19 protein-coding genes are annotated in these 24,105 nt (G+C 58.2%); 11 read left to right on the top strand and 8 right to left on the bottom strand.

What is annotated here, in order from left to right; translation table 11 throughout:
• Positions 1–48 precede the first annotated feature (48 nt).
• Positions 49–864, bottom strand: coding sequence for a YoaK family protein (locus tag SA339_06630; GenBank protein ID MDW5562887.1), 816 nt, complete (start codon positions 862–864; stop codon positions 49–51).
• A gap of 218 nt (positions 865–1,082) precedes the next feature.
• Between SA339_06630 and SA339_06625 the strand changes: the two genes are divergently transcribed.
• Positions 1,083–1,880 (top strand): tryptophan-rich sensory protein, encoded by a 798-nt coding sequence (locus SA339_06625; protein ID MDW5562886.1) that lies wholly within the window; start codon positions 1,083–1,085, stop codon positions 1,878–1,880.
• 363 nt (positions 1,881–2,243) lie between these two features.
• Here the strand turns inward: SA339_06625 and SA339_06620 are convergent, their stop codons facing one another.
• Positions 2,244–2,501 (bottom strand): hypothetical protein, encoded by a 258-nt coding sequence (locus tag SA339_06620; protein MDW5562885.1) that lies wholly within the window; start codon positions 2,499–2,501, stop codon positions 2,244–2,246.
• Positions 2,502–2,866: 365 nt separating this feature from the next.
• Between SA339_06620 and SA339_06615 the strand changes: the two genes are divergently transcribed.
• The 3 genes from SA339_06615 (at position 2,867) to SA339_06605 (ending at position 7,538) form a co-directional block, all read left to right on the top strand.
• Entirely contained in the window at positions 2,867–4,450 is a 1,584-nt protein-coding gene (locus SA339_06615; protein MDW5562884.1) for an FAD-dependent oxidoreductase, read from the top strand.
• Positions 4,451–4,584: 134 nt separating this feature from the next.
• Positions 4,585–6,342, top strand: a complete 1,758-nt coding sequence (locus tag SA339_06610; GenBank protein MDW5562883.1) for a cation:proton antiporter — start codon at positions 4,585–4,587, stop codon at positions 6,340–6,342.
• 260 nt (positions 6,343–6,602) lie between these two features.
• Positions 6,603–7,538 (top strand): glycosyltransferase, encoded by a 936-nt coding sequence (locus SA339_06605; GenBank protein MDW5562882.1) that lies wholly within the window; start codon positions 6,603–6,605, stop codon positions 7,536–7,538.
• Positions 7,539–7,547: 9 nt separating this feature from the next.
• Here the strand turns inward: SA339_06605 and SA339_06600 are convergent, their stop codons facing one another.
• From SA339_06600 to SA339_06585, 4 genes are all read right to left on the bottom strand, one after another.
• Positions 7,548–8,702 (bottom strand): glycosyltransferase family 1 protein, encoded by a 1,155-nt coding sequence (locus tag SA339_06600; protein ID MDW5562881.1) that lies wholly within the window; start codon positions 8,700–8,702, stop codon positions 7,548–7,550.
• A 235-nt stretch (positions 8,703–8,937) separates the two neighbouring features.
• Complete coding sequence (locus tag SA339_06595) at positions 8,938–9,348, bottom strand: DJ-1/PfpI family protein (protein ID MDW5562880.1); 411 nt, start codon at positions 9,346–9,348, stop codon at positions 8,938–8,940.
• A 270-nt stretch (positions 9,349–9,618) separates the two neighbouring features.
• On the bottom strand, positions 9,619–10,371 hold the full coding sequence (locus tag SA339_06590; protein MDW5562879.1) for a response regulator: 753 nt from the start codon (positions 10,369–10,371) through the stop codon (positions 9,619–9,621).
• A 157-nt stretch (positions 10,372–10,528) separates the two neighbouring features.
• Positions 10,529–13,468 (bottom strand): MMPL family transporter, encoded by a 2,940-nt coding sequence (locus SA339_06585; GenBank protein MDW5562878.1) that lies wholly within the window; start codon positions 13,466–13,468, stop codon positions 10,529–10,531.
• 75 nt (positions 13,469–13,543) lie between these two features.
• On the opposite strand from SA339_06585, the gene SA339_06580 reads away from it, so the two are divergent.
• A complete protein-coding gene (locus SA339_06580; GenBank protein ID MDW5562877.1) occupies positions 13,544–14,395 on the top strand; it encodes a helix-turn-helix domain-containing protein in 852 nt (283 codons plus the stop codon).
• Between the two features lie 86 nt (positions 14,396–14,481).
• Here SA339_06580 and SA339_06575 read toward each other — a convergent pair whose 3' ends face one another.
• Together SA339_06575 and SA339_06570 are read right to left on the bottom strand one after the other, a co-directional pair.
• On the bottom strand, positions 14,482–14,727 hold the full coding sequence (locus SA339_06575; protein ID MDW5562876.1) for a zinc ribbon domain-containing protein: 246 nt from the start codon (positions 14,725–14,727) through the stop codon (positions 14,482–14,484).
• Positions 14,728–14,853: 126 nt separating this feature from the next.
• Positions 14,854–15,681: a protein-glutamate O-methyltransferase CheR gene (locus tag SA339_06570; protein ID MDW5562875.1), complete on the bottom strand. Its 828-nt coding sequence runs from the start codon at positions 15,679–15,681 to the stop codon at positions 14,854–14,856.
• Positions 15,682–16,073: 392 nt separating this feature from the next.
• On the opposite strand from SA339_06570, the gene SA339_06565 reads away from it, so the two are divergent.
• From SA339_06565 to SA339_06540, 6 genes are read left to right on the top strand one after another with little or no spacing between them, the layout of a single operon-like run.
• Positions 16,074–19,469, top strand: a complete 3,396-nt coding sequence (locus SA339_06565; GenBank protein MDW5562874.1) for a PAS domain-containing protein — start codon at positions 16,074–16,076, stop codon at positions 19,467–19,469.
• A gap of 9 nt (positions 19,470–19,478) precedes the next feature.
• Positions 19,479–20,015, top strand: coding sequence for a chemotaxis protein CheW (locus SA339_06560; GenBank protein ID MDW5562873.1), 537 nt, complete (start codon positions 19,479–19,481; stop codon positions 20,013–20,015).
• A 2-nt stretch (positions 20,016–20,017) separates the two neighbouring features.
• A complete protein-coding gene (locus tag SA339_06555; GenBank protein ID MDW5562872.1) occupies positions 20,018–20,389 on the top strand; it encodes a response regulator in 372 nt (123 codons plus the stop codon).
• A gap of 4 nt (positions 20,390–20,393) precedes the next feature.
• A complete protein-coding gene (locus SA339_06550; protein MDW5562871.1) occupies positions 20,394–21,422 on the top strand; it encodes a chemotaxis response regulator protein-glutamate methylesterase in 1,029 nt (342 codons plus the stop codon).
• A gap of 3 nt (positions 21,423–21,425) precedes the next feature.
• Positions 21,426–23,450, top strand: coding sequence for a chemotaxis protein CheA (locus SA339_06545; GenBank protein ID MDW5562870.1), 2,025 nt, complete (start codon positions 21,426–21,428; stop codon positions 23,448–23,450).
• Complete coding sequence (locus tag SA339_06540) at positions 23,447–24,103, top strand: chemotaxis protein CheC (protein MDW5562869.1); 657 nt, start codon at positions 23,447–23,449, stop codon at positions 24,101–24,103. The genes SA339_06545 and SA339_06540 overlap by 4 nt, the downstream gene beginning before the upstream one ends.
• The last annotated feature ends 2 nt before the right edge of the window (positions 24,104–24,105 follow it).

Raw genomic sequence — 24,105 nt, 5'->3', positions numbered from 1 at the left:
AATACCCGCCGCTCGGACGCACTCCATCCGAGCAGTGTTCGTAACGTCTTACGTTCGGCCGGTAGGTCCCTGGCGATAACCTTTCGGCCAGGCGATGCACACAATGGTGAACACAAGGACGAACGGGAATGCCGCTGCCACCGTCCTGCCGACCATGATCAGTGAGGCTGAGATCACCGCACCCGTGAAATACGCCCCCCAGACCAGGCCGAGGAACAGCTTGGTACGGTCAGAAAGGCATGATGCATCGGTCATGTCTTCCTCCCGAGCGGCGCGGTTTTTCTCCCTTTCGAATTGCTCAGGGAGCGCCAACCGGCATGCCAGGTTAACGATGGTGCTTGTCACAAAGGTAGTGGTTACTCCCTTGACATTGAGCCGGAACATGGTCATGTACTGGATGCCCATGGCGAAGGCGGACAGAACGACGAGGACGGCAAGTGAGACAATCGTAGCGGTATCATCAATCAACAAGAGTCCCAGAGCCAGGGCAAGGAGGGCCGCCGACTCCACCGCCAGGGATGCGGTGACCCGGGAGGTCCATTGAGATCCCTTGGAGGTCGACCGGAGGAACATGGCACCCAGGATTGCTCCGGGAACGAACCCCAGGAATACTACTGAACATAGGACTGCTTCTTCTAGATGGCCTTGGACGATGGCGATCCCGAGCAAGATGGTGTTACCGGACAGGGCCGATGTGAGCACACCGCCGAGCCCCAAGAGGCTCAACGCATCCATCCCTCCGGCGGCACATGCCAGCATTAAAAGGAATCGATCCCTCTGCCGTTCGGTCACGCTCACGAATGGTCCCTTCTTCTCCCCTAACCTTCGATGGGCAGCGACCAAGAGGGCTGCCGCAGCGGCCATCAGATGGATGGCGGCTATTTCTACATTTAGGTAGGTGGGAATCACTCAGGCCGGGATCAGCACCTAAGAGCGATTGTGGAGTGAGGGACCAGAATGGTCAGTGGGCATACCGATTCCTTCCTCCAGCTCGCATCCTCGTCGCACTGGGATTTTGGATATGGCTCCACCATTCTCCGGTGAGATATTATTTATATCGGAAGCCGAAATAAGTTGTGCAGATGGTCACCAAGAAGATGAGCTTGCTGAACTGGTCGAACATCGCGGCCTGGGCTCTCATGGTCATCATCAACGGCCTAGCCGGCAGCACGACCCTAATCGGGGGGAAGGTCACCGCAGAAGTGTCCGACGCCAACCCCACGCTCATCACCCCGGCTGGATATGTGTTCGCCATCTGGGGGGTCATCTATATCCTTCTCGCCGTTTTCATTTTGTTTCAGGCCTTGCCAGGGGAGCGCACCAGGCCGTTCCAGGAAAAGGTCGGCTGGTTGTTCGTTGCTAGCAGCGTCCTCAACATCGCCTGGATCTTCGCCTGGCAGTACGAGCAGCTCCTGGTGACCGTTTTCCTGACCGCCCTACTTCTGCTCACCCTCATTGCTATCTATCTACGCCTGGACATCGGAAGGTCAAAGGTGGGGAGAAGCGAACTGTTGGCCGTCCATGTGCCGTTCAGCGTCTATCTCGGATGGGTCACCATCGCCACCATCGCCAACATATCCATCTGGTTGGTCTCGATCGGCTGGGATGGTTGGGGCATCGCCGCGGAAACCTGGGCGTTGCTGATCATCGTTGTGGCGACGTTGATCGCCTCCCTGGTAGCCATCACCCGGAGGGACATTGCCTACGAGGCGGTCATCGCGTGGGCCTTCATCGGTATCTCGGTCAATCAGGTCGACCATCCGTCCGTCAGCGCTCTGCTGCTGATCTGCGTTGTGGTCGTCCTCGTGGTCCTGGTCGTGAGCATCTACTACTCCCGGTCCAGGTTGGGTAGACTGCACATCAGGAAAAAACATTCATGAGCACAGAGGGGCGCCCCCGTCTCGGAATGTGGACCAGATCAGGCCGAGATGGCGCCGTTCGTGGGGCGAAACCCATGCCAATTTGATCCGTTGAGCGGGGTCCAATAGGACATTTCTGTGCCCGCCAAAAGGCCATGGGTCACCAGCATGAACATCTGTCCGATGAGTCATACGCCGCCGAGATATCCAATGTTCGATGCCTTAAACCTGCCCCGGCCGGTCGCAAATCCGGTGCGACGGCCGACCTTGACAACCTTATGCAGCTCCTCTCACCTCGGGAAATGCGGAGGTCAGGAAAAGACCGAACCCAAATCGATTAAAAGGGGTCTGCCAGCATACCGCTGGCCTTGAAAAAAGGACCTATCACCGGCCGCCGAGATCTCCGGAACTCATCCGCTTGGCGGTTCCCTCTTTCTTCTCCCCCACGTCCCCCTCCTTTGGCTGATCGGCGGGGGCCATTCCCTGCCCCTCTCCCTCCGGAGCATATATTCCCGATTCGGTCTTGGGGCGATCGGTATCCGAGGGCGTGTCTTTGAGGGTCTGCTCGCGGAGCTTGAGCTCCTCCTCATCCAACTTTGGCTTCTCCTCGACCTTCCGTTCCATCCTCTCTCTCATTTCCATTTTGTGCCCTCCTTGCTGACGCAGTCAGCGGGAGGGGCTGGTATTTCCAGCTATTAATCGGTAGGCCGACCAAATGGCGTTGGTGACCACCCAACAACGCCAGGCTATATGGTGACCGAACACGCCTCCTGCGGGCGACAGGCGTCGAGTACATGATCGTACCCGGCGGATAATTGGGCCAGCGGCGGTAAGTGCGCTAGCAAACATTATAGGCATCCTCTTGGCCAATGAAACCTCAGGATTGTGCTGACGATGGACAAGATTGGAGGACCAGCCGAGAGAGCGAAGAGCTGGGACCGGGGGTGCGAACCCGGTCCCGTCGATGCCGGCGTACGATCATGTTCACCGGTCACCAGTGATGACAGTTGGCCATCGAGGAGGGTCCGGATGAGGCCAAGGTCGGAGGTCGCGTCATGATCTTCACCCCTCAGCATGGGCTGGGCGGAAGCCCATTCTCTTATTGGATGGAGTCCACGCCCCCCACTGCCTATCCCATCATGCCCGACGGCCTCCAGGTCGATGTGGCCGTCATCGGAGGGGGGATCGCAGGCATCACCACCGCGGCGCTCCTCAAGCAGCAAGGGCTCAAGGTCGCGGTGATCGAGGCCCGGCACATCGCGAGCCTGGCCTCGGGACACACCACTGCTCACATCTCCTCCGCAGCCACCCCATCATACTATCGCAGCGTCATGAGGAAGTTCGGAGAGGATAGCGCCAGGGCTTGTGCGCGTTCGGCCCAGAGCGCCATCGATAAGATCGCAGAGCTCGCTGGCCGGTATAGGATCGAATGCGACTTCTCACCGGCCTCGGAGTTCTTGTACGCGACCGATGTGCCATCCAGAGATGATCTGCGTGAGGAAATGGAGTTCGAGGCTCGGCTCGGCCTGCCGGTGACCTTCGAGGATAACGTTCCGCTGCCCTTCGAGACCTTCGGGGCGTTGAGGTATCGGGACCAGGCCGAATTCCACCCCCGCAAATACCTCCTCGGCCTGGGGGCGACCATACCTGGGAGTGGCAGCCATGTGTTCGAGGAGACGCAGGTCCGCTCGATCGTCGAGAAGGATGGATGCAAGGTCCGCACCAACCGGGGGACCCTTATGGCTCGGGATGTGGTCATCGCCACCGGGTCACCCATCTCTAACCTGGGGCTCCTGTCGGCCCGCATGACCGTGCGGCGCTCGTACGTCCTCGGCGTGCGGGTGGATGAGGGTGTGCCCGAGCATACCATGTTCTACAGTTCGGAGGAGCCTTGCCACTACATCCGATGGGCCTTCCCCGGGCTGCTGCTGGTGGGCGGGGAGGACCACCCTACCGGTGAGGCGGCGGACACCCGGCGATACTACGCCAGCCTGGAGGTGTTCTGCGCTCGCAGGTTCCGTCTCCGATCCGTGGACTATAGTTGGTCGACCCAAGATCAGTACCCTTTCGACCTGCTCCCGTTCATCGGTCAGCTCCCCGGCAGCCATCATCAGTACGTGGCCACCGGCTTCAAGGGCACTGGCATGACCTATGGGACCCTGTCTGGCATGATCATTGCCGACCTCCTCGTCAAGGGGAGCAGCCCCTACGAATCGCTGTATGGCCCCAGCCGACTGGACCTGCGAGCCTCTGGCAGGAGTCTGCTCAGGCGCAACGCGCATGTGGCGACGATGTTCACCGAGGCCCGACTGAGGGGCCCGGATAAGGCGGAGGGCTTGGGCATCGACGAGGCTCGGTTGATGAGGGCCGGTGGAAGGAAGTGCGCGACCTACCGCGATGAATCCGGCAAGGACCACGCCGTCTCACCAGTCTGCAGGCACATGGGATGCTACGTCCGGTGGAACAACGCGGAGCGGACCTGGGACTGCCCCTGCCACGGATCGAGGTATGACATCGAGGGTAACGTCATCAACGCCCCGACCACCGGGAACCTGATCAGAAGGACGGATAGGTCCAAGGGCGATCGTTGAGGTAAAAACGGTCCTGACGAGCATGGATGGCAGGGGAGCATTTACTGCCCTGTACCCTCATAATCCAGAACTGGCGACCACAGCACAAGGATTATATCGCCCCCCATGGTTGCCTCAACCTGTCGTAGATACCCTTGGACGCCGAGACCACGTTGCTGCTGTACATCACCCTGATGTTCATCGTAGCTGGGGTTTGTTCGATAGTCCTCAAGAAGCTCAGGTTACCGGCTATCGTGGGGTATCTTTTAGCGGGTTTCTTCCTCGGACCCAACATCTTTCCTCAGGTCTCGGTCCCTGAGTCCCTTGTGGAGATCTTCTCCGAGCTGGGCATAGTGCTCCTGATGTTCTACATCGGTCTAGAGCTCAACCTGCGGGGCCTGAAGAAGGTAGCCTCCTATGCCGCGATCATCGTGGCCATAGAGATGTCGGCCATGGTCATGATAGGCTACACAATCGGCATCCTGCTCGACCTGTCGGCGCCCCAGTCGTTATTCCTCGGAGTGACCATCTCCTGCGCTAGCACGGCGGTCGTCCTCAGTGTGATGAAGGACAACCCTCACATGGATGGGAACCTGTCTCAGGCTGTAACGGGGATCCTGATACTCGAGGACATCGGGCTGATCATCATCTTGGCCATCGCCGAACCTATTATGGGCATCAGATCGGGATCGGAGTCGGTCCTCGGCACATTGGCCCTCATCGCCCTCTTCATCGGAATCACCGTGGTGGTCGGGCTGACGGTGGTGCCGCGGATGATGGATTGGGTCGATCGTAACTTCTCGGGGGAAACCCTCCTCCTGGTCGCCATGGGCTTCGGGTTCTGCCTAGCCCTCGTCGCCAGCTATCTGGGGCTCTCGGTGGCCATCGGGGCGTTCCTGGGAGGCATAATAATCTCACAATCGGTCTGTTCAAAAGGCCTGTGCCACCAGATCGAGCCGATGAAGGAGCTGTTCATGGCCGTTTTCTTCATCTCCATCGGCATGCAGCTTGACCCGGCCGTCATGTGGGGCGGACTGCCCCTTGCCCTGATCATTGCCGCCATATTCATCATCGGCAAGATGTTTAGCGTCAGCATCGGATGCCTGGCGGCCAACTTCAAGACCCGCTCGGCGTTCCTCGTGGGCACGAGCTTGGTGGCCATGGGGGAGTTCACCTTCGTGGTGGCCAAGGTCGCTCTGGACGGCAAGGTCATCGACGCGTCGCTCTACTCCTCGGTCATCGGGGCGGCGGTGGTGACCATGGTGACGCTGCCTATGGTGTCCAAGTACGCCCCGAAAATCTTCGACACCATGGTGGGTTTGCTGCCCATTAGGGTGTTCAAGGCTCTCGACCGGATCGAGAACACCCGCCTGGAGGTCAGGGATAAAATGGCCGGGTCCCGCGAGGTCCGGAGCGTGGTGAAGAAGCAGTTGTTCTACATGTTCATCGACTTCGTTCTCATCGTGGTCATGTTGCTAGCGGTCAATTTGTTGTCCTTCGTGAACGATGCGGTGGCCAACTACTCCGACGACCTGAACGTGGTACCCTCCCTGCTCCTCCTAATCCTAAGCCTTGTGGTGATACTTCCGGCGATAGCTCATATGGTCAAGCGCCTTCGGATCATCGCCGAGACTTTGGCCAGCACGATCGGAATAGACGAGTTGCAGGGAACGGAGAGACGGGCCCGTGCCTATAAGTTCTTCCGGAACATCGGTTCAGCCATCACTTTCGGGATGATCGTGGTCATGGTGTTCCCCATGCTGCCTCAGGTCCCCGGCCTGCCCATCCCGGTCTTCGAGATCGTCCTGGCTGGAGTAGTTGTCATGTGGTTGGCATGGGATACCATCAACTCGGCCTACGACAGGGTCTCGGTGGCATTAACCAGATCGCTCACCGATACCGAGGATAAATAGGAGAGCAAGGTGTCATCGCACCTGCCCTTCCTGGGCCGTTTACTCCACCTTCTCTTCTCGACGGCCCTCTTCCGACTCCCCTCAGGCAAATGATCTTGAAACGGCCTCATTCATATCCATCAGATAACGATTATATCAATCCAGCCTGATGACCGCCCGATGAGAAGCCGGTTCATGAATCGCTCACCGGTGACCTCGATCGCTGTCGACCTCAGAGACGGGCGTGCGAGACCATCGGCCGGAAACGGAGGCAGTGGGATTTGAAAGGCCGACCGATCGTATCAACGCTCACGTCCTGCTACCGAGGGGAGAAATACCTTCCCCTGTTCCTGGAACAGATGCCGAAGCAGGAAGCATTCGATCGGCTGGAGGTGGTGATCGACCTAAATACTCCCACCGTCGAGGAGCTCCACGTGGTTAGGAAGTTCCAGGAGCGATATCCCGACCACCTGAGGTACACGGTCCAGGACCAAGTGGTCACCTACTCGACATCATGGAATAACTGCATCCGCAACTCCACGGGAGACTATCTGGCAGTATGGAACATCGACGACCTGAGGACTCCAGATTCCATCGCCAAACAGGCGAGGTTGCTGGACGAGCGGCCAGATATCGGGATCGTGCACGGCAAGTACATGGTCGTCCCCCAGTTCGGCGCGACCGAGGGGTTCTTCAAGAACGACAAAGCTTTGGATCCCCGGGAAGCCACAAACCGTTTCATCTTCGGCCCGTTCTACATGTTCCGCAGATCTCTGCTGGACAGGGCAGGCCTGGTCGACGAGCAGTTCCGGTCGTCGGCGGATTTCGAGCACTCATTCCGATTGGCCATGCACGCGAGATCCGACCGGGTGGAAGGCAACCTGGGTTACTACTTGATGGCCAACACCGGTCTGTCCAATAACCCGAACTCGAGGATCGATATCGAGAACTTTGTCATCCGCATGCGCTACGGCATATACGACAGGATGTGGTATCATTACCTGGCGGCGGCGTCCGAATATGACTATCATAAGGTCCTCAACGGCACCACATGGACGCCCGTCTCCCAGTACGTGCCAGATTACAGGGCATTGCTGGAGAGGAGGTACCGGTCGAGGTTCGACCGGGGGTACCTAAGACATCTGGCGTTCAAGCTGAAGAAGGAAAACTTCTCCGGCATCAGAGGCTTGCTCGGCGGCCTGTGGAACGATGATTGAACGCACCCCTCACCGACCGGCCATCTCCATGTACACCTTCTTGGTCTCCTCGGCGGTCCGGTCCCAGGAGAACAACCGCGCCCTCTCCCTTCCTTTCTGTATCATTTTGATGCGAATCTCGTCGTCCGCTGTTACCCTGCTGATGGCTCCCTTCATGGAATCGAAGCTCTTGGGCGCGAAGTACGCCGCGGCCTCCCCTCCCAGCTCGGGCAGGGAGGAGGTATCGGCGAGGACGGCGGGGCAGCCGCAGGCGAACGCCTCCAGGACCGGGAGGCCGAAGCCCTCGTAGAGGGAAGGGAAGATGAAAGCCTTCGCCCGGGCGTACAGCTGGCACAGTGAGCTGTCGTTGATACCGTACTGCCTCGTTCGTCCCTCGATACCCAAACGGCTCAGGAACCGCATCTCGTCGGATGTGAGAGCACCTCCGCCGGCGCACACCAGCCACAGATCCCTGTCCTCTTTCATAACGGCAGCCACGGCCTCGGCGAAGAGGTAAAAGTTCTTGTATGATGCTCGGGTGCCCACGAACAGCACGTAACGAGAGGGCAGGTCGGGCGGGGTGTCCTCCGATCTGCTCCTCTCGGGATGCAGAGATATCCCCTGTCTGATCGTGCGCACCCGCTCAGGCTCCACCCCGTAGAATCGTATGAGGTCCTGCCTAGTGTTCTCGGACACCGTCACGATGCGCGAGGCCTTCTCCACCAGCGCCCGCTTCCAGTCCGGGATCTTGGACGCCAGGGGGAAGAACTCCGGGTAGACCTCGTGGGTCATGTCGTGGACCTCGAGGTAAAAGGGCTTCTCTCCGATCGCGTCCAGGAAGTATGGATCGTAGTAGGTGGGATGGAATATGTCGAAGTCCCCCTTAATCACCTCGTTTAGGGAGAACCTCTTGTTCGACCAGTACATGAGATCGACACCCACCCGCCTTTTGGAGAGACCATAGATATTGCGGAGAAGGGTGCTTGGACGAGGCCTGTGTCCCCGGTAGGTAGCGGTATCTCGGAGATCGAAAGTGAGGACCTCCTTGGCCCCGAGATGCACCTCCACATCTGCCTGGTTTTCGTACCTCTCCACAAGCTCCACATAGTACCTTGAGATCCCCCCTAAGCTCTGCATAGAGAAGATCTGATGATCATAGAGGACCCTCAACCGCTTGTCGGGCATCGAACTTGAATCTCAACCCCAGTATAAATGATATGACCCAGCATTCAGATGGATCCAGTTATATAATATTATATAAAATGCGAACGTTCCTCTGGGAGCTGGTGAATAAATATGCCAGCAACGCTCGAACTCCCTGAACACGCGGACCTTCTCGTCCCGGTCGGCCTGGTCCTGAATGGGTGCAAGAGGTCTCCGATAGCCAGGGCGAGGTCGACGAACGCGTTGGGCTAGGCGGTCACGATGTTACCGTCTCGGACAAGGTCGTCATCAGAATAGGCCCCTGTCGGAAAATGGTTTGGTCGTTCAAGATGGATGAGGAAACATCCTTCCCTCCAGCACCCGGCCCGGGAGAGGTGTATGGGCCCGCGCAAATGGTCGCCAGGATATTCCTCGGGCGTTTAAAAACCTGCGGCTTTTCAGCCAGGGGCGGGCCGTCCAGGATTCCTTCGGGCTGCCCGCCGGGAACGATAAATGCCTCAAGGGCATCGGGATCCAGCTCCGATAATGAAACGTCTGGCCGCAGCTGGGACCCCTCGGCTGAGCGCACCTCCCCCGTATCCAGGCCGAAGGCTACGACCTCACCCCTCTGCTGGACAAAATATGCCGTTATGATGACCTCGAACCGCACACAACCATCGTAGATCAAGGTGCCTGTCCTCACACCGTTACCGTTCAGATTGATAGGCAGGCGACATGTAGACGTTTTTCGGCCGCTCGGAATATTCCGGTGCAGCGACTGCTGTAGGCATACCTGGCCATGATCTCATATGAGATTTCGCTCATATGTTATTCTGTTCGCACCGTCTGCTGAACAGGAAAAAATTGATCGGCCGCCCTGCCTAAGGGTCGAGACACCGATGACGCACAATAACTATCATGAGGTTGATCAGAAAATGCGGAATACTCCACGCCGAGGTCAGCCGCCTTGTTTGTCGTCTCGATCATAAAAATCGAGGACGGTGCTGAACCTGGCGACCTGTCCGCCCCATTCAATGTCCTTTCCGCGGGTCTTGACCTCGATCTCCGTCCCGTCCTTCCTCACGATCTGTACATCGTAGGGTTCAGCGACCGGGTGTTTGAACTTCTCCAACATAACCTCCCAAGAACGCTGCGAGTAAAGCTCGGAGATGCTCCTGCCCAGTAGCTCCTCGCGAGTGTAACCAGTTATCCGGCAGAAGGCGCTGTTAGCCTCCACCATCACATGGCCGATGTGGACTGCGATCCCCTCGAAGGAGTTGTTGACCAGACTTCGGAAGCGCTCCTCACCCTCCCGTTTGGCCCTCTCGGAACGGTATCTCTGGACCCCCTGCCGGATATAGTTCTCAAGCTCGGCGAACTGGACCCGCGGGGCTCCCCCTTTCTGCATGTAAAAGTCGGCACCGGAGTTGAGGGCATCGATGACAACCTCCTCTCTTCCCCGGCCGGTGTAGAGGATGAACGGTATCTCGTAGTTACGAGAACGCAGGCGCTTCAGGAACTCGATGCCACTGATCCCTGGCATCTGGTAGTCCGAGATGATCACATCGTACCCTTGTGTTTGGAGGCTCCTTTCGGCAGCATCAACGGAGGGCGCGCAATCGACATTGATCTCCCCTGATTGTTCCAGGAACAGCTTCACCACGTCGTGAAGAGAAGCTTCGTCGTCCACGTACAGAGCGTTGATGTGCACCAGGATCGACCCACCGTAATGATTATTCCCTTAATTAAATATTGCAATGGATATTCGTTATGCGCACTCGACTATAGTGAGAAGAAGGATCGGGAGAATAAAAGGTAGAAAAATGAAGATATTGAAAGGGAGGGGACGATCCCCTCGTTCTTTCTCTTCACTCAGGTTTGGTCTTATCTCCCTTCTTCTCCCCTCGACCCTCCCGCTGGAGGCGGCCAGGAGCCCACCAGGCCCACTTGCCCATGAGGACGATAGCCGCGGGGACGATGTATGTCCTCACCACCATGGCGTCCAAGAGGACCGCCAGGAACAGGGCGAACCCGAACTCCTGGAGCATGGTGTTCGAGGACAGCATCATGCTGCCGAAGGCACCGGCCATGATAATGGCCAGGGCGGTGATGATGCCACCGGTCCAGTCGACCGCATCCACGACCGCGGTCCTGATCTCTTTCCCCTTATGGACCTCCTCCCTGATGCGAGTGAGGATGAACACATTGTAGTCCATTCCAATGCCCATGAGCATGACGAACAGGATGAGAGGTATCATCCACAGGATCGGTTTGCCCATGCCCACGCCGAAGAGGAGCGTGGTGGCGGCGAAGGCCCAGGAGATGCTCATGGCAATGGACACGATGGCAAATGCCGGCAGCAGCAGAGAGCCTAGGACGATCATCAGCACCACGAAGATGCCGATGACCACCAGCATCTCGATGTTGGCGAACTGTTGCGAGGTGCTAAGGCTCATGTCATACATGGTAGCGGTCTCCCCGCCCACCAGGACCTTGGCATCGACCAGAGCCGGCAGGCCTGCCTGAGCATTGGACAGCTCGGTCCTCAGCTCGGACATGTAACCTACAGCATCGGCGCTCTGCGGTTCGTCCTTGAGGATGACGTTCATGAGCACGGTCTTGTTGTCCTTCCCCAGGTCCTCGAGCATTTTTGCCTGCACGGTGGCCCGATCCTCCGCCGACAAGGCACTGAGGTTGCGATAGTCAACAATCTCGCCGTATGGGCGGGTGATGGAGGTGACCTTCTGAACATGGGAGTCGGCCGCCACGGTTGCTGTCAGATTATCTATGGCGTCAAGGTAGCCATAGTCGAAGGTGCCATTATTGTACACCTCGGCGGGTGCGACGACCACGATCTTGGTGGGGGTGATCATCCCTGCGCCGAAGTCATCAGTCATGGCTTTCATGCCATCGATGCTCTCCGAGTCGCCCATGCTCCCGATGAAGTCGAAGCTCGTCTCCTGGGTCAGGAAGATGTAGGTCGTGGGCACGGTGACCAAGATGGCGGCGATGATCACGACCCCGGCGTGCTTGACCGAGAACGAGGCCGCCCGGTGGAAGTAACCGTGGTTTCCCTCCCTCTTCCTCTGCATAAGCTTCTTAGCGAAGGATTCGAACCGCTTTCCGGAGGTCGGCCAGAATATGCGGTTACCGAGCAGCATGAGGACTGCGGGCACGAGGGTAAGGGCGATGAGCAGGGCGATTACGATCGAGAGGCCCAGCAGCAGGCCCATGGTCTGGACGAAGGAGAACGAGGCGGTGGCCATGGCGAAGAAGGCGATGATGACCGTGGCGCCCGAGGTGACGATAGACTCCCCGGCCCAGGTGACCGAAGTGTGAACCGCCTGCTCTCTGTTAGCACCTCTGATCCTTTCCTCGCGATATCGGGTGATGATGAAGATCGAGTAATCGGTTCCCACGCCCATAAGGACGGCGAAGAGCATGGTGATGACGGTGCTGTTGATCTGGGCGATGGTCGAGCCTATTACGAACACCAGAGCCTGGCTCAGGCCGACGGCTACTCCCACCGCAGCGAGCGGAAGGAACTGTCCGACCACCGACCGGAACATCACGCCCATCAGGATAATGATGATGGCGATGGTGATGGGTTCGATCAACTTCATGTCATTGGTCGAGCTGGCCTGCATATCCGCGGAAATGGCGGCCTCGCCGGTGGCATAGGTCGTGATGTCCGACCCGGTCTCCTCCTTGAGATCGGAGATGATCGACCTCAGCACATTGACATCATCCAGCAGAGGCTTATCCCCATTATCCTCAACGTAATCGGAGGCAACGCTGAAGGACAGCATCATGAGCATGGTCCGGTTATCGGAGGACATGAAGCCGGTACGGAGCTCCTGGGGAATGGCGATCGGGTAGGTGTCCAGGGTTCCATTGTCTATGATCGAACTTGCATAAGCCTTCACCGCGCCGCTGTCGTAAGTCGGCCCGAGGTCATAGACCTCCTGCAGGAAGGTATTGTTCGTGATGCCCGCGGCCGCCCCGATCATGTTGAGGGTAAAGGCATGAACGTGGGTCTGATCGTTGAAGTTGGTTAAATTGAAGCCCTGTAAGACGCCCTGCATCATGGCCTTGGCCGTAGCCTGGTCCGCGGGCAGGGAGCTGATAAGGGCTTGAGCGGCGCTGTCGACGCTGGTGGTCGCCCTGGTCATGGGATCAGGGATCGCACTGGTCTCGTTCCAGGCTTTGGTGAACGCCCCATAATATCCGAAGGCCATCTGAGTGGTGTTGGCGTCGGCGTGGGCCTGGGTAAGGTTTTCTTGCAGGGAAGCGGCGGTCGCGGCGTAGGCAGCAGAATCGGACCCGCTCTGCGCATAATTAGCAAGGTACATCGCCGGCACGCCCCAGATAATAAATGCAGTGGAGGTGACGTTCTCCTCCGCCGGCCGCATATTGGCACCGAGCTGGGGGATGCCCTTCTCTAGTACGTATCCAGAGTAATAGGAATAGATGGAAGACACTCCGCTCAGGTACTTCAGATCCTGAGACTCATTGATCCGCTTTTCCAGGTCGAGCACAAAGGCCCTAGATGAAGCGTCAGAGATATTATCGGCCTGCAGTAATATTATGAGCGACCCGTTGGCCTCCGTGCCTTGAAATTGCTCGGCAATAATGTTCGAGGCCTGTATGGACTCATATCCGTCCACGCTTCCAAAGTCGGAATTGTACTGGACGGCGTTATCGACGTTCATGATCGCCGGTACCGATACCAGCAACGCGACGATCCACACTACAATGATAAGCTTGTAGTGTTTTGTGATGAAGCTGGCTATCTTATTGAACACCATTCTTGGCCCATCCTCCTGAATTATGAGATGGCAAGTGGCCAAGGTTAATAAGTTTGTTGTCATTAGTGCAGTGACATGACACAATTGGTCGACCATCTCATGAGGCTGGGGTTGAGCGAGTACGAGGCACGGGCGTACATCGCCACCGTGGCGCTGGGGGAGGGGACTGTCAAGGAGATAAGCGTGGAGAGCGGGGTTCCCCGCTCCCGGACCTATGATGTCATGGAACACCTGGCGGAGAGAGGCTTCGTGCAGGTCGGCAACTCCAATCCCATCTGCTACCGAGCCAACTCCCCCTTGGTATCCTCCAATCACATCATGGAGGAGATGAGGCGGGCGAGCGATGAGATTGTCCACGAGCTTGGCGAGATCGGCAGGCGAGCAGAGAAGGCAGAGAATCCCATATGGACGCTCAGGGGTGGCTGGGCCATCGATCATAAGATCACCGAGTTGCTGTCCTCGGCCAAGGTGGGCATAGTATTGATCTGCATCAACAACAGCCATATGATCCGCTACGCCAAGCTCCTCACCGAAAGATCTCAGGAATTACCGATCACCGCGGTCCTGACCCACGATCCAGAGAGCTTTGCCGGGTGGCTCGGCGATACAAAAGTACGAAGGATCAACAAATCGCCGCCGCACATCACCAAGCTGAACGGAGAGCTTCATGAGAATGGTTTCGTTACCAAGGACGGACGTTACTGTCTCGAGCTGATCCTCCTCATCGATGAGGAGACCACCCTGGCCCTGTCCAAGGAGAATGGGACTAGTCGGGCCATCGTCATCAACGGAACGATCATGAGCCTCTTCGCCATGGAGACGATAAACACAGTCCTGGAAAATTCTGATGAAGTTGTATGCAATGGCAGGCCCAGCGGTCGTCCGCCAACCTCGGCTCCGAAGAACATCAAGCTCGTAAGGTCATGATCAACGCCCCTTCGATCGAAACCCTTGCACCGCGACCGATCCGGGTCACGGTCCCCTGGCTGGATTCCAGCTTAGGTCCTGCGTGATCACTTGTGTTTATCGAACGGCTTGCCGCAATAAGGGCAATTCCTGAGGCTACGGTTGGTCGTGCGATCGCAGTTGGGACAGACTATCTCCAGGAACGCGGAGCAGTACGGGCAGCGAGGGATGGTACTATGCAGCTCCTTTCCGCAGGCTGGACATTGGATGAACGCTCCCTTCTCCTCCTTAGCCGGCTTCTCGTCCTTCTTGCCTCGCCCGAACAGGCCCAGGACCAAGAGGGATACGGCCATGCCTCTCATGAAGGTGAATCTGTCAACGAAGATAAAATCCTTCGGACGAGTTTCCACGGTCCGTGCGCGTGCCCCGTCACCGAAGCCGGGAACGGCATATTGCTTTGCCCCTGCCGTTCTCGCAGATCATGGCGCCCCCTTCTGGTAGATGCGCTCCCTTATGAAGGCGGGCTTGAACAGATCGGACGCCTCGCCGACCAGGGTCTCGGTGTTGCCCATGACGAAGTATCCCCCGTCCCGCAGAGCGTTGTAGAACCACATATACAGGCGTTCCTGCATCTCCCGGGTGAAGTAGATCACGACATTGCGGCACAGGATCATGTCGAAGTGCGATCCAGCGGTGCTCGTGAACAAGTCGATATTGCGGAACTTGACCATGTCCTTGATCTCCTGGACCACACGATAGTTGCCGCCCTCGCGTTCGAAGTACTTCTCGAGGTAGGGCTTGGGGACATTGACCACCTGGCGAGGCAGGTAGATGCCTTCCTGGGCGCTCCGCAATACCTCCTCATCTATATCTGAGCCCACCACGGTCAGGGAAAAGTTTTGGAATTCCTCGCCCAGGAGTTCACGGAGTAGGATGCTCATCGAATATGGTTCCTCTCCGCTGGAGCAACCTGCGCTCCATATGCGTATCGACGGATCCTTATTCATCACCTTCTGGTAAATGAGCCTCGGCAGGATGTCCTCTTCCAACGCCTTAAACACCGCCAGGTCCCTGAAGAACTGAGTGACGTTGATGGTCAGATCGCTCATGAGGTCCTCGAACTCGTGAGGGTCGCTCTTCAGCAAACGGACGTAATCCTCGTAGCTGTTCGTCCCCCGCTCGCGCATCCGGACGGCGAAGCGCCTCTGCAGATAACCATCCTTATAGTGGTCGCAATCCAGGGACAGCTGCTTCGTGATGAGATGCTTCAGATCCAGGAAGCCCTTGTCGGTACAAACCTTATCCATGGTCGCCGAGCCCATAAATGGAAGGAAATAAAAAGATTGGCAGCTCGGTCCGCTCATCGGTAACCATCATTGGCCTTTCAAGCGGCCGGGAATTCGGATGCTCTGACCTCATGCGGGCCACGGACGGATCGGCTCCGAGGCCGGTACATCTTTCCGGCGGTCGTCGGATGCTCCCCCGTTCCGCCCCCGGCATACCCTGCACGTTCAACAAGGTCTTTCGAGTTTCTATCCATAGTGATATTATATAAAGTATCCAAACCTTCGAATTATATAGATTCTAATAACCAATAACGATATTAGGTCGCCTATTCTATAAATATTCTCATATTTTTTTAGTCATAATTAATTATTCCAAATTATGGTTGGAATCTGGCACACAGAGGAATGATGTCATGAAACAAGGTTCCGAGAAGATGATCGATTCGGATGTGATCGCAAGCCTGCCAGTCGCCGCGTATACCACGGATGCTGGATGGAAGGTAGTGGCGTTCAATGATGCCGCTGCCGAACTGACCGGGCTGAATGCCAAGGATGCCGTAGGAATGAGGATCCGAGACATCTTCAACGGGGCAATCGGCAAGAAGGGCTGCAAGGTCATGGACGCCATATCCTTGGGGAGAGCCATCGAGGTCAAGGACATCGAGTTTGTAAACAACGATGAAGTCACGCACATAGTGACCGTTTCCGCACGGCCAATAACCGACGGTGCCGGGAATATCATCGGTAGTGTCGGGTTCATGATCCCCCAGGCAAGCGCCGGTACCGGCAGCAACGGTAACGCGTTCCTGAACGGTATCCCCACGCCAGTGATGGCCGTGGACTCCGACCTCAAGATCACCTTCATGAACCAGGCTGCCCTCAAGATGGTAGGAAAGAGCCTGGACCAGGTGTTGGGGACATCCTGCCACCTGCTGATGAACACCGACCACTGCAAGGGTGGCAACTGTGCGGTGCGCAAGTCCATGAGCGAAGACCGCCCCCTCATCGGCGATACCCACGCTCACCTTCAGTCGGGAGAAATGCCCATTCGATGCTCCGTTGCTCCGGTAAAAGACGAATCGGGCAAGGTCGTCGGGGCCATCGAACTCATCACCGATATCACCAAGGAGACGGAGATTACCAAAGAGGTCAAGCGCCTGACCGAAGAAGTGCACGCCGGCAACCTGAAGGCCAGGGTGGACGCTTCCAAGTTCGAGGGCAACTATAAGAGCATCGTCGATGGGATGAACGAGACCATCGATACGTTCATGAAGCCCCTGAAGGCGGTTGTAACCCAGCTGGGCTACATGTCCAAGGGCGATCTGTCCAAAGGCTTCGAAATGGAAGTCAAAGGGGATCTGGCGATCATGAGGGATCGATTGGACCTATGTCAGAACGCCATCAAGGCGCTGGTAGATGACACCAAGGCCCTCAGCGATGCCGCGGCTAAGGGCGACTTCAGCAAGCGGGCCGACGCGTCCAAGCACCAGGGCGAGTACGCCAATGTGATATCAGGCTTCAACCAGACCCTGGACCTGGTGGTGGATAAGACCTACTGGTATGAGCAGATCATCGACGCCCTGCCCTTCCCGCTCTCGGTCACCGATGCCAACATGAGGATGACCTATCTGAACAGGGCATCCCTGGACATACTCAAGAAGCCTAAGAGCGAGCTACTGGGCCAGAACTGCCAGGCCTGGAACGGCCAGGTTTGCGGCACTAAGGACTGCGGCATCATGCGCCTGAGGCACGGTCAGAGCAGGACCATGGCCGAGCGCAACGGCAAGACCAACCAGATCGATGTCTCGTACCTTAAGAACGCCAAGGGGGAGGTCGTCGGTCATGTCGAGATACTGCAGGACGTCACCAAGACCATGCGCAAGATAAAGTACGAACAGGTCGAGGTCGAGCGCGTGGCCAAGGGTCTGGAGATGCTCGCCGTCGGCGACCTGACCTTCGATACCAAGGTCGGGGATGCGGACGAGTACACCCAGGATAGCAAGGTGGCATACGAGCAGATCATGAACAACCTGGTCAAGGCCCGTGACGCCATCCGGGCGCTGGTGAAGGATACCAACGCCCTGTCTCGCGCGGCCATCCAGGGTCGCCTAGATGAGCGGGCCAACCTCTCTCAGCACGGCGGTAACTACAAGATGATCCTCGACGGCGTCAACCACACCCTGGACTCTGTGGTCGGCGATTTCGAGTCCATTCCCACCCCCATACAGTTCATGGACAAAGATCTCCGGATCATGTACATCAACGAGGCCGGGGCCAAGCTTCTGGGAAAGAGCAAGAAGGATCTAATGGGCATGAAGTGCGCGGATCTCTGGAACACCTCCAAGTGTAAGACCGCGGCCTGCCCGTGCAGCGAAGCCATGCGCATCAAGGGTGTGCACACCTGCGAGAATGATTGCACCGTGGGCGGGAATCATATGGACATTTTCTGCGCCGGTGCGCCCTTGAAGAACGACGCAGGCGAAGTCATCGGAGCTTTCGAGTTCGTGACCGACCAGACGGCCATGAAGCAGATGATCAAGAAGTCCCAGAAGGTCTCTTCCTACCAGGTGGATTCGGCCAACGCGATCAAGGGCGTGCTCGAGGAGATGGCCGATGGGGACCTCACCGCCTCCATAGAACTGCACGAGGCCGATATGGACACCAAGGAGGCCTACGAGCTATTCCATGAGGTCCACATGGCCATCCGCAAGCTCAGACTGTCGCTGATCAACCTGCTCACCGAGGTCAACAACTCGGTGGACATGGTATCTTCCACCTCGCAGGAGCTGGCCTCCTCGGCAGAGGAGATGAACGCCTCCACCGAGCAGGTCAGTGCCGCGATCCAGCAGATCTCCCGGGGGGCGCAGAACCAGGCCGCCCAGGTGGACGAGACGGCCAAGGTCATGGCCGAGATGGCCTCCTCGGTGGAGACCGTGTCTTCCAAGTCGGAATCCGCCCGCACTGCCGCCACTTCCGCCAGCGAGGGCGCCCTGAGAGGCAAGGACACGGTGGATGCTACGATCAAGAAGATGCAGGAGATCGCCAAGGTGGTCGAGGAATCGGCCGCAGTCATCACCGTCCTGGGCAAGCGCTCGGAAGAGATCGGCGAGATCGTCGACGTCATCACCAACATATCGGACCAGACGAACCTGCTGGCGCTGAACGCCGCGATCGAGGCGGCGAGAGCAGGCGAGCAGGGCCGCGGATTCGCCGTCGTCGCGGAAGAGGTCAAGAACCTCGCCGAGGACTCCCGAGAAGCGGCTGAGCGCATCGCCAAGATGATCAAGGAGGTCCAGCAGGAGACCGGAAAGGCGGTCGAGGCCATGCATCGCGGCACCAAGGAGGCGGCTGACGGCATACAGATGGTCGACAACACCGGAAAGGCGTTCTCGGAGATTTCCGACGCCATCGCCCGCACTGCCGACGAGGCCAGCGACATCGCCCAGTTCATGGTTAAGCAGAAGGACGGAGCCCAGCGCGCGGCCAAGTCGGTGGACGGCATAGCGTCCATCGCCGAGGAGACCGCCTCCTCGGCCGAGGAGTCGGCGTCGTCCACGCAGGAGCTCACGGCGAGCATGGAGGACCTCACGGCGAGGGCCCAGACCCTCAGCGAGATGGCCGTGAACCTTCAGAGGGTCTCCGAGCAGTTCAAGATAGGAAGCGAGCAGGAGAGAGTGGAGGAGCCCTTGAAGCCCGTGGCCAAGGCCGCCCCCCGCCCCGCACCCGCCGAGCCCGCTCCTAAGAGCAAGGCGAACGTGCCGGTGAAGGTCAAGGAAGCGCTGGCCAAGAGGGGCATCGAGGCCCAGTGAGGTCATGACATGGCTCGCAAGAGGGGTAAGGTTGAGCTCACCGGGGACGTCGAGCAGATAGTGTCCTTCCGGTTGGGAAAGGAGACCTTCGCCATAGTGGTCTCCCAGGTTAGGGAGATCCGCAAGGTCGAGGACATCACCAAGGTTCCCAAGCTCCCCTCGTACATCGAGGGGGTCATGAACCTGCGCGGCCAGATCACCACGGTGATCGACCTCAAGAAGAGGCTTAACATAGCCTCCGAGGGCCCGGCCCGCTCCACGCAATCACGGATCATCGTGGCCGAGGTTGGCGACAACCAGCTCGGCATAATCGTGGATGCGGTGGAGGATGTCATGAGGGTGCCCAAGGAGAGCATCTCCCTTCCCCCCAAAACTCTGGCGGGGACGGAATCATCAGCCCTGACCGGCATCAGTAAGCTGCCGGACAAGCTGATCATGATGCTCGATCTGGAGAAAGTGATGAACGGTGTGGAACTGATCCGCTCGAGCCAAGGCGATGCGTCGCTCAAGGCTCCGGCAGATAAGATGAAGACTGCAGAGGTATAGAGATGAGCAACGAGAAGAAGGTCCTGGTCGTCGACGATTCCATGGTCATGAGAGCGATGATCAGCGACATATTGACCAAGGATGGCGGATTCAAGGTCGTCGGCCAGGCTAAGAACGGAAAGGAGGCGGTGGAGCAGTACGTGAAACTCTGCCCAGACCTCGTGACGATGGACATAATCATGCCTGGAGAGCATGGTACCGACGTGGTGAAGAAGATCGTGGAGGTGGACAAGGATGCCCGCATCATCATCGTCAGTGGTCTGAACCAGAAGAGTCTGGTCATGCAGGCGCTGGACAATGGGGCGAAGGATTTCCTGGTCAAGCCTTTCGAGAACGCTGAGCTGCTACAGGCAGCCCATAAGACGGCGAGATGAGCTAGTGTTCAAAATCAAAGTGCTGGTGGTGGATGATTCCATCGTGATGCGCCGGATAATCTCCGACCTTCTCTCCAAGGACGAGGAGATAGAGGTGGTGGGCACCGCACGCAACGGGGCGGAGGCGCTCGATAAGGTGCGTCAGCTCGACCCCGACGTCGTCACCATGGACATCGAGATGCCCGTCATGGACGGAATCACCGCCCTGCAGCACATAATGGCCGAAGCCCCGCGGGCGGTGGTGATGCTCAGCTCCATGGACAAGCGCCAGGCCGACATAACCCTGAAGAGCCTGGATCTGGGAGCGGTAGACTTCATACCCAAGACCGCCGGCTCCCTTTCCCTAGATCTGGAGAAGGATAGCGAAGCCATACTGTCCAAGATCAAGGCGGCGGCCAAGGCTAAGATCGCTCCCCGTCAGATGCGTACCGGACCCGTGCAGCCGACCCAGATGCCCACTCTCAGCGGGGACTGGATCGTGCTCATCGGCTCGTCTACCGGAGGCCCCAAGGCCCTCCCCGAGGTCCTATCGCGCTTGCCGGCAAACCTCCCGGCTGCAGTGTTGGTGGTCCAGCACATGCCTGAGGGGTTCACGCGTTCCTTCGCCGAGCGGCTCAACTGGATCTCCCCTCTGGAGGTCAAGGAGGCCGAGGAAGGGGACGAGATACGGAAGGGCAAGATCTACCTTGCCCAGGGGAACAAGCATCTTGTCCTTAGGGGCAACAAGCTGCACCTGGACGACGGCCCCAAGGTGAACTACGTGCGTCCGGCGGTGGATGTTCTCATGAACAGCGTGGCCCCCCATTTCGGGCCGCGTACTATCGGCGTGGTACTTACCGGCATGGGTTCAGACGGTGCGGCGGGGATGCAGCTCATCAAGAAGAACGGGGGCAAGACGATCGTGCAGAACGAGGAGACCTGCGTCGTGTACGGGATGCCCAAGGCGGTCGCGGACCTGAACGCTGCCGACCGCATAGTCCCTCTCGAGGACATCGCCCAGGCCATCACCATCATGATCAGCACGGGGATGTGAAAAATGGACAACTCACAGTATCTTGACGTCTTCATCGAGGAATCAAGGGAAAACCTCCAGTCCCTGAACAGCATGTTGCTAACGCTGGAGGAGAAAGGTTTCGACGAAGAGAGCATGAATGAGGCGTTCCGGGCCATGCATACCCTGAAGGGTACCGCCGGGGTCATCGGGATACCATCCATCCAGGAGCTAGCTCATGTCATGGAGGATCTCTTTGACGTGCTGCGCAAGCGGAAGGCGATTCCAGATCGGGCGGTCATGGAGCTTCTGTTCACCGGGGTCGACACCATCGAGCGCATGCTCGAGGAGCTCGAGTCGTCGGGCAGCGTGCACATCTCCTTCAAGGATTTGGCCGGACGCATCGAGGCGGCCATCGACGTCGCCCCCGCCCCCGCCGCTGCCCCCGAGACTACGAGCGGTAGTGACGACGAGCTCACCCTCGAGCCGGAAGAGCTGGAGCGCATCCGTCAGGTATTGCCCGAAGGCACTCGCCCGATCATCATGAGCATCACCTGGAGCGAAGGCCTGAAGTTCAAGGAGGGCCGTGCCTATCAGGTGTCCAAGGCCATCGCCCCCATGAGCTCGCTTCTGGCGTCCTCTCCAGACATGGCTGAGGTCTCCGATTCCGACGAGGGCCTCATCATGGTCCTGGGCACCGCATCGGACGATGATTCGTTGCTGACTCCGGTCCGTAATGTCACCGGTGTGGCTGACGCGACAATCCACGCCATCACCATGGGCGGGGAGAAGACCGCCCCGACCCCGGTAAAGGTCGAAGCCACCACGGCTCCATCCGTCGAGGCCGCACAGGAGAAGCCGTCGGAACCGTCGCCCGAGGCCCCTAAGGAATGCGTGGACGGGAGCGAGGAGAAGCACGGGGCCTTGAACAACAGCTCGTCCATCAGAGTCAAGAGCAAGCTGCTGGACAAGCTCCTCGACCTTGTCGGGGAGATCATGATCAATAATATCAGGATCAACCAGATCGCCAACGACCTCAAGAACCGTGAGCTCAAGCAGACCCTGCAGAACAACTCCCGGCTGATGGGGGAGATGCAGGATATTGTCCTCCGTACCCGAATGGTGCCGGTCGACTTCATCTTCAAGCGGTTTCCCCGCATTGTCAGGGACATTTCCCTGGCCAACGGCAAGGAGGTCGAGTTCATCATGCGGGGCAACGACATCGAGATTGACCGCAGCCTTCTGGACGACATCGGCGATTCCCTCGTCCACCTCCTGAGGAACGCGGTTGATCATGGCATCGAGTCCAAGGAGGATCGCATCGCCAAGGGCAAGAGCCCCCGCGGTACAATCATCCTCTCCGCTTTCCAAGAACAGAGCAACATCATCATCACAGTGGAGGACGACGGCCGGGGGATGGACATCGAGCGGATCACCGCCAAGGCCATCAGCAAGGGTCTGATCACTCCGGAGGAGGCAACCCGTATGGATGATCGGGCCAAGATGCAGTTCATTTTCCTGCCCAACTTCAGCACCTCGGAGAAAGTATCCGACATCTCCGGCCGGGGGGTTGGCATGGATGTGGTCAAGACGAAGATCGAAGGTCTCGGCGGCTTCATTCGCCTGGACTCGACCTTCGGCAAGGGAAGCAGGATCACCCTCAAGCTACCGCCGAGCATGAGCATCATTCGGGCGATGCTCGTCGAGGTCAACGAGGAGAAGTACGCCATCCCTCTGGAGAACGTGCGGGAGACCGTGCGGGTCCCCCTGAACGCTATCCACGCGGTCGTCGACCGCGGGATGTTCCAGCTGCGGGACGAGGTGATCCCGGTGCTCAACATCAGATCGGAGTTCGGATCGCCCGAACATGCGGCCGACGAGATGCCGGCGGTCATTGTGGAGAAGAACGATAGCCGTGCCTGCTTGCTTGTGTCCCGTCTCATCGGGCAGCAGGAGATAGTGGTCAAGAGCTTGGGAAAGGACCTTCGCCAGACTGGGTATTTCTCGGGAGCGACCATCCTGGGGGACGGAAAAGTGGCAATGATATTGGACGTGGGGGCTTTCACATGAGCTCAGAACAGATAAGCCAATTGGACGAACTGCAGATGGACGCTCTCAGGGAGATCGGGAACGTAGGGGCGTCCCACGCCTCCACCGCCTTAACCAAGCTGGTGAAGACGGACATACTCATCGACGTGACGGAATGCCGAATCATGCCTATGCCCGCCCTGCCCAATCGCTTCGGCGATCTAGGGAGCCTCTTCGCTACCCTGAAGATCGACATCGATACGGGGGGCAGCTGCATCTACATGGTGTTCCCCGGCGAGGTCGCCACCTATCTGTCCGACCTGTTGCTCAACAAGCCTCATCAGCCGGGCCGGCCGATGACCGAGCAGGATCGGGATGTGCTCGTGGAGATGGGGGACATATGCATTCGGCAGTACCTTGTCCCCATCGCCAAGTTCCTCTCCATCGAGATCATCCCGAACTCACCGACGGTGTCCATCGACCGCATCACCGATCGTATAAAGTTCCCGGCGCTCATCGCGCCGCTTCGCGATACCAGCGTGGTGCGGGTGGAGACCAACTTCGTTGATACGAACAAGAGGTTCCAGGGCGCCATCATCTTCGCTCCCGGCAAGGGGATCCAGACCCTCACATTCAAGAGGTTCGGGGTGGACTCCGAGTCGCAGGCGGCCATGATGTCGAAGTTCGGGCTCTGAGG

Source organism: Methanomassiliicoccus sp., assembly GCA_033485155.1.
Classification (GTDB): domain Archaea; phylum Thermoplasmatota; class Thermoplasmata; order Methanomassiliicoccales; family Methanomassiliicoccaceae; genus UBA6.
This window is presented reverse-complemented; position numbering and strand designations above follow the sequence as displayed.

Bases quoted from the DNA above. Each gene is read 5' to 3' on its own strand.
- SA339_06625 (MDW5562886.1), top strand. From the start codon at position 1,083: ATGGTCACCAAGAAGATGAGCTTGCTGAACTGGTCGAACATCGCGGCC.
- SA339_06580 (MDW5562877.1), top strand. From the start codon at position 13,544: ATGACACAATTGGTCGACCATCTCATGAGGCTGGGGTTGAGCGAGTAC.
- SA339_06620 (MDW5562885.1), bottom strand. From the start codon at position 2,501: ATGGAAATGAGAGAGAGGATGGAACGGAAGGTCGAGGAGAAGCCAAAG.
- SA339_06555 (MDW5562872.1), top strand. From the start codon at position 20,018: ATGAGCAACGAGAAGAAGGTCCTGGTCGTCGACGATTCCATGGTCATG.
- SA339_06585 (MDW5562878.1), bottom strand. From the start codon at position 13,468: ATGGTGTTCAATAAGATAGCCAGCTTCATCACAAAACACTACAAGCTT.
- SA339_06600 (MDW5562881.1), bottom strand. From the start codon at position 8,702: ATGCCCGACAAGCGGTTGAGGGTCCTCTATGATCATCAGATCTTCTCT.
- SA339_06630 (MDW5562887.1), bottom strand. From the start codon at position 864: ATGGCCGCTGCGGCAGCCCTCTTGGTCGCTGCCCATCGAAGGTTAGGG.
- SA339_06575 (MDW5562876.1), bottom strand. From the start codon at position 14,727: ATGGCCGTATCCCTCTTGGTCCTGGGCCTGTTCGGGCGAGGCAAGAAG.
- SA339_06565 (MDW5562874.1), top strand. From the start codon at position 16,074: ATGAAACAAGGTTCCGAGAAGATGATCGATTCGGATGTGATCGCAAGC.
- SA339_06570 (MDW5562875.1), bottom strand. From the start codon at position 15,681: ATGGATAAGGTTTGTACCGACAAGGGCTTCCTGGATCTGAAGCATCTC.
- SA339_06560 (MDW5562873.1), top strand. From the start codon at position 19,479: ATGGCTCGCAAGAGGGGTAAGGTTGAGCTCACCGGGGACGTCGAGCAG.
- SA339_06540 (MDW5562869.1), top strand. From the start codon at position 23,447: ATGAGCTCAGAACAGATAAGCCAATTGGACGAACTGCAGATGGACGCT.
- SA339_06545 (MDW5562870.1), top strand. From the start codon at position 21,426: ATGGACAACTCACAGTATCTTGACGTCTTCATCGAGGAATCAAGGGAA.